Genomic DNA, 5,711 nt, shown 5'->3' on the forward strand with positions numbered 1-5,711 from the left:
TTCCCCCAATTACAATCCAAGGAAGATACTTTACTCTCATATGATCTTTTTTTGCAACAGAACCTTATATTGTACCTAATGATGAAGAAGCCGCTTTTAACCGTTTAGATCCCTATTTACAACGATTTTTTGATATGGTGGATGAATGTGATCATTGGTTACCTAACTTTAATAATGAAAGAATGCCTACATATAGACAGGTTTGGGAAAATTGGTCTAATGGTTCTTGGGATCCCGACGAAGAGTTTCGCCAATTATTTGAAGAAACTTCCGAAATACGATCACAATTAACACCAAACCAATTTGCAAATATTTTTAGGCGCATTCAAGAAATCACACTCCGTGATTATGCCGATGATGATATGAGCACTTCTTCTTTTGATATGAGATCATTAGAGTCAGATTTATCTTCACTATATGAAGAAGAGTCTGAAATGAGTTTTTGGAGTTCCAATATAAACTCACCCCTTATTTTTGAACCAGAAGAATTAATAGAGCCTATTACCGATCTTATGGAAAATGCCGAATATTCTATGATTGATTTAGAATCCTTCATCAATTCAAATGAACTTGCTTCTGTTGCCTCTTCTTTAGATACAACATCTGTCAGTACAATTTTAACAATAATACCCGTTTTATAATTTAAATTTTATTTTGAGATTTTTTAAAGTTTGAAATCTCAAAACTCCATAAATAAAAAATTTAGTGACTCATTTATTAAAAATAATGTAATTAAAAAAATATATTTTAATCTTTAAAATGTTTGACTATTTTTTATATTCATAATAAAATTAGAAATCGATTCATGATGCTTTGAATCCATTTTTACAACTTACAAAATAGTAGTATAATCATGCTCGTGGACTACTTAAAATGAAAGAAAAGACATTTATAAATATGTTTATACTAAATCAATAAAATTATTCTACTTTTAATAAAATCATTTTAAAAAAATATAATAGGAAAAAGAATGCAAAATATGATTTGCTTAAAAAACATATCTAAATATGTTTATGAAAACATTCAAAACGATAATTTAAATTATTATAAAAAAATGATAAATTATTTTTCACCCGAAAAAACAAAAAAATATCTTGTAAAAAATTGTTCTATAAATTTAGAAAAAGGAAAATCATTAGCAATAATTGGTCTAAATGGAGCTGGAAAATCGACATTAATGAAAATCATTTCAGGCGTTATCTCACCATCAGAAGGTGAAATTAAAATTTTAAATTATACTCCATATGACAGAAATAAACTTTTTCTAAAAAAAATAGGTGTTGTTTTTGGCCATAAAAGCTCCTTATTATGGGATATCCCATTAAAATTTAGTTTAGAACTTCATAAAACCATTTATCAAATTGATGATTCTAGTTTTCAATCACGCTTAAATTACTTAACTGAAGTGTTAAGTCTAAAAGAATGCTTAAATAAAAAAGTTAAATTTATGAGTCTTGGAGAACGTGTAAAATCCGATCTCTTAATGAATATGCTTCATAATCCAGAACTTATTTTATTAGACGAACCAACTATTGGTGTCGATATGGAATCAAAAATTAAAATAAGAGAATTTATTAATAATGAAAAAGAAAATAATAATTGTACTTTTATTTTAACATCTCATGACCCTGCTGATATAGAAAATTGTTGTGATAAAATTAATATTTTATCAAAAGGGGAAATCGTATTTTCTGAAGAAACTTATGTTTTAAAAAACAAATATAACGAAAAAGTGAAAATAATTGTAAAAAAAGTAGATAAAAATTTTGAATATTCTATTTTAAAAGACACTATTTCAGAATTTATAGATGCAACATTCAATGATATTGGAAACAACCTAAATATTGTATTTGATAAAAAAAATGAGCTCTCTATTATAAATACTCTCATTAAATTTAAAATCACATCTTTTGAAGTAAAAAAAATGTCTTTTGAAGAAATTTTAGCAGATAAATTTCATATTTTTAAAAGTGATCATGAAGAAAGAATTGAGGATGAATAATTTTATTGAAAAATTAAAACAAATTAAAAAATTTATATATATTTATACCTATGAAATTTTATCGCACAAAGGAAGTATTTTATGTGATTTATTCATTGGTCTTTCCCTCCCTATTACAATACAAATTATTTCTTGGAATTATATTTATTCCAGTGAGAATCATATTCATAATTATACTTATTTAAAAATGATTTTGTATATTATCGCAACTGTAACTATGTTTAAATTAAATAATGGCTACGATTTAATCAATGACACTTCAAAAAGAATCCAAAATGGATCCATTGATATTTTTAACATAAAAACAATGTCTTACTTTAGTTTCTCCTTATTTACTATGATTGGTCGAGAAATATTTTTTATTATATTTGGTATTATTGTTCTGGTTTCTTGTTGCATTTTAAATAATAATTATATTTATATTATTCCTACAATCGTTTTTTTATTTTTATCTCAATTTATTTGTTTTCAAATATCATATATTTTTGCACTTATTAATTATTGGGTAGTTCAGAATGATCTTCTCCAATTTATGTATTTCTTATTAGCGCAAATTTTAGGAGGAATATTATTACCTATTGAGTTTTGGCCAGAAACATTCCAAATTTTACTAAAATACAATCCATTTAGAGTGACAATATCAGGAATACCTGATTTAATTTTAAACCCAAGCAATCTTTCTTTGCTAAAATATACTTGTTTACTCATTTTTTATGGAATTTTATTTCAACTTATTATTTTATTTTTGACAAAAAAATCAACTAAAATAAATCCTTCTTACGGCGGTTAAATGTATTTAAAGATATTATTAAAAACATTAATACTAAATTTAAAATCACAAATGGATTACAAAGTAAATTTTTTTGGTGATTTTATTTTGACTATATGTTATTATATTTTTACAATTTCTATATTTAAAATTATTTTTTCTTACTCAAATAGTTTTAAAGGATGGACATTTCAAGATTTTTATTTATCTTTTTTAGTTTTTATTTCTATAAATTTTATTTTAGAGACAATAAGTGATTCTTTATATGAATTTTTTGAAAATTTATTTTCAGGTAAAATAGATACTTATTTGTGTAAACCTTTAAATTTATCCTTTATTGTTTTATTTAGTTATCTTCAACCATTAAAATTTATCTTTTCAATCATATTCATTTCATATTTATACTACTATATTATTATAAATAATTTATTTTTAAGTATTAGTCATACTATCTTTTTTTCAGCTTCATTCATTGTGTATATAATAATAAGTATATGTTTTACGTTTATTTTTCATTCACTAAATATTTTTTCTGATAAAAATTTATATATTGGTTATTATCAATATCATATCATGCAACTATGTTTTATTCCTCCAAATGCTTATGGGCAAAATATTTTTAAATTTTTATTTATTACGGCTCCATTTATATTATGTTCTTCTGTTCCTATTTTTATTTTAACCCACCAAAAAACATATTTACTATATTATTCATTTATACCAATGTTTATAATGATAATTATTTCGATTTATATTTTAAAAAGTTATAAAAAGCTTTTGAAGTCATTTGGTGGTTAATCTCAAACCTATGGTTAGAATACCAATTTAATCATAGGATTAAATTCTAATTAAATAAAATCAAATTTATATATGATGTTTAAAAAGAGTTGTCTGACCTAGATTTTATTATATAATAATGATAATAAAAAAATCATCTTTTAACCCTAATGAGAGGTTTTTTATGAACGTTCATTATTTTAGCCCTGGGCCCGCAAGTTTACCGGAAGCGGTTCGTAAGCAAATAAAAGAAGAATTACTTGATACTTTTGGAATTGGTGTGAGTGTTATGGAAATATCGCACCGTTCTAAACAATATGAACAACTTAATGAAGAAACTCATGCACTTGCTAGAAAAGTATTTCAAGTTCCAAATACACATTCTGTCTTGTTTTCATGCTGTGGTGCTCAACAACACTTTTCTATCATTCCACAGCATTTATCAAAACCAGGCGAAGAAATAGCATATACTGACACTGGAATATGGGCTCATTTAGCATGCGAAGAAGTCTTTGCCATGCCAAGAAAAATAAACCTCGTCTATGATGGACGCAATTGCGATTATGTTTCTTTAGGAAATCCAAATAAATGGGATATCCCTAAAAATTCAAAATATGTTCATTTGACTGTAAATAATACTGTTTACGGAACAGAATACGCAAAAATTCCTACTTTTGGCGATATTCCCCTTGTTCTTGATATGACGAGTTCTCTAGCAGGACGTACAGATATCCCATGGGAATCAACAGCTTTAGTTTATGCAAGTGCACAAAAAAACTTTGGAATTGCAGGTGTATCCGTCATTATTATTCGTAATGATCTCTTAGAAAAAAGCAGAGAAGTTACAAAAGCAAATTATCTTGGAAAAGCTTTGTCTTATCATGCTATCTTTGACACAAAAAGTGCATTAAATACCCCACCTGTATTTCCTATTTTTGCTATGAATCGCATGCTCAAATGGATTGATCATTCCGGTGGAACGCCAACAATGGAAAAATGGTCCTTAGAAAAAGCAAAATTAATTTATTCCGAAATTGATGCAGGACTTTATATTGGTAGAACTGATAAAGACTGTCGTTCACGCCATAATTTTGTTTTTAAGCTTCCAAAAGAAGAGCAAGATAATCACTTTATTGCTGAAGCAGCTAAACATAATCTTCTTGAAATCAAAGGCTATCGTTCCGTAGGTGGCATAAGAGCTTCTATGTATAATGGCGTAAGTGTTGAATCCGCTTCTGTATTTGCTGAATTCATGAGAGATTATCGTAAAAAGTTTGGTTAATTCAGCACTTTTATTTTAATAAATATTATTTTTTAAAAAATTTGCAAATATTATTATAACATTATATATCATTCTAATAAGTTTTTTCATTTAACAGATTCTTGTTCTTTATTTACGTACCTAAAATCCCATAAAGTTACTTTAATTATTATTTAAATTACAGCTCATTTTTTTATTAATACAAGGAGAAAAAATGCGGAATTTTACGTTTAAAAAAACAGACTTGATTTTATTGTCAATTACATCGATATATGGATTTTCATTTACCCTAAACTCATTTGCACAAAACAAAAATAATATAATAACAAAACCAGATAGACTTTTAGAAATTGGAGAAGAACAAATTGATTCTAATGAGGATAATATTGCGGAACAAATTAGCAAAATGTTTCAAGAAATTGTAAAAAAAGGATATGCCTCAAGACCAGGAGATGCAAGACCAGCACGACGCGATGCTCATGCAAAACATCATGGCTGCGCTATTGGTAAATTTATTGTTGAAAATAAATTGCCAATGGAATTTCAAAAAGGTGTTTTTGCTACGCCCAAAGAATATAAAGCTTTTATTCGTTTTTCAAATGGATCATTTGATTTAAAAGCAGATAAAATACCCGATGCCCATGGTGTAGCAATAAAATTAATAGGTGTAAAATCCAATTTACTTAACGAAACAGAAACAAATGGAGAAGATAATACCCAAGATTTTATCATGATTGATAATCCTGTTTTTTTCATGGTGTCCTCCCAATAAGTCATTTTTACAAAGCATAAATCCAGAATTAAATCTCCTTTTGAGGAGGAGATTTAAATGGAGATGGAAAATAGACTTTTAAAATTGTCAGAGCAAGTTGCTTTTGAAAGAAGTAAACGAAATATAAAGA

The 5,711-nt window shown here is 26.3% G+C and carries 6 protein-coding genes; all 6 read left to right on the forward strand.

Features of this window, described 5'->3' with window-relative positions; all coding sequences use genetic code 11:
• The first annotated feature begins 134 nt into the window (after positions 1-134).
• The 6 genes from ACIQ56_RS13650 to ACIQ56_RS13675 all read left to right on the forward strand — a co-directional run bounded on the left by ACIQ56_RS13650 (position 135) and on the right by ACIQ56_RS13675 (position 5,581).
• Positions 135-641 carry a hypothetical protein gene (locus ACIQ56_RS13650; protein ID WP_397601599.1) on the forward strand — a complete coding sequence of 169 codons (507 nt, stop codon included), beginning with the start codon at positions 135-137 and terminating at the stop codon, positions 639-641.
• Positions 642-970: 329 nt separating this feature from the next.
• Positions 971-2,002, forward strand: coding sequence for an ATP-binding cassette domain-containing protein (locus ACIQ56_RS13655; RefSeq protein ID WP_397601600.1), 1,032 nt, complete (start codon positions 971-973; stop codon positions 2,000-2,002).
• Complete coding sequence (locus ACIQ56_RS13660) at positions 1,995-2,792, forward strand: ABC-2 family transporter protein (protein WP_397601601.1); 798 nt, start codon at positions 1,995-1,997, stop codon at positions 2,790-2,792. Before ACIQ56_RS13655 ends, ACIQ56_RS13660 begins: the two co-directional genes overlap by 8 nt.
• Positions 2,793-3,569, forward strand: coding sequence for an ABC-2 family transporter protein (locus ACIQ56_RS13665; RefSeq protein WP_397601602.1), 777 nt, complete (start codon positions 2,793-2,795; stop codon positions 3,567-3,569).
• A 163-nt stretch (positions 3,570-3,732) separates the two neighbouring features.
• Complete coding sequence (gene serC / locus ACIQ56_RS13670) at positions 3,733-4,830, forward strand: 3-phosphoserine/phosphohydroxythreonine transaminase (protein ID WP_397601603.1); 1,098 nt, start codon at positions 3,733-3,735, stop codon at positions 4,828-4,830.
• Positions 4,831-5,023: 193 nt separating this feature from the next.
• Complete coding sequence (locus ACIQ56_RS13675) at positions 5,024-5,581, forward strand: hypothetical protein (protein WP_397601604.1); 558 nt, start codon at positions 5,024-5,026, stop codon at positions 5,579-5,581.
• Positions 5,582-5,711 lie beyond the last annotated feature (130 nt).

The sequence above is a fragment of the Silvanigrella sp. genome (assembly GCF_044369315.1).
In the GTDB taxonomy this organism is placed as follows: Bacteria; Bdellovibrionota_B; Oligoflexia; order Silvanigrellales; family Silvanigrellaceae; genus Silvanigrella.

Bases quoted from the DNA above. Each gene is read 5' to 3' on its own strand.
- ACIQ56_RS13650 (WP_397601599.1), top strand. From the start codon at position 135: ATGGTGGATGAATGTGATCATTGGTTACCTAACTTTAATAATGAAAGA.
- ACIQ56_RS13655 (WP_397601600.1), top strand. From the start codon at position 971: ATGCAAAATATGATTTGCTTAAAAAACATATCTAAATATGTTTATGAA.
- ACIQ56_RS13660 (WP_397601601.1), top strand. From the start codon at position 1,995: ATGAATAATTTTATTGAAAAATTAAAACAAATTAAAAAATTTATATAT.
- ACIQ56_RS13665 (WP_397601602.1), top strand. From the start codon at position 2,793: ATGTATTTAAAGATATTATTAAAAACATTAATACTAAATTTAAAATCA.
- serC (WP_397601603.1), top strand. From the start codon at position 3,733: ATGAACGTTCATTATTTTAGCCCTGGGCCCGCAAGTTTACCGGAAGCG.
- ACIQ56_RS13675 (WP_397601604.1), top strand. From the start codon at position 5,024: ATGCGGAATTTTACGTTTAAAAAAACAGACTTGATTTTATTGTCAATT.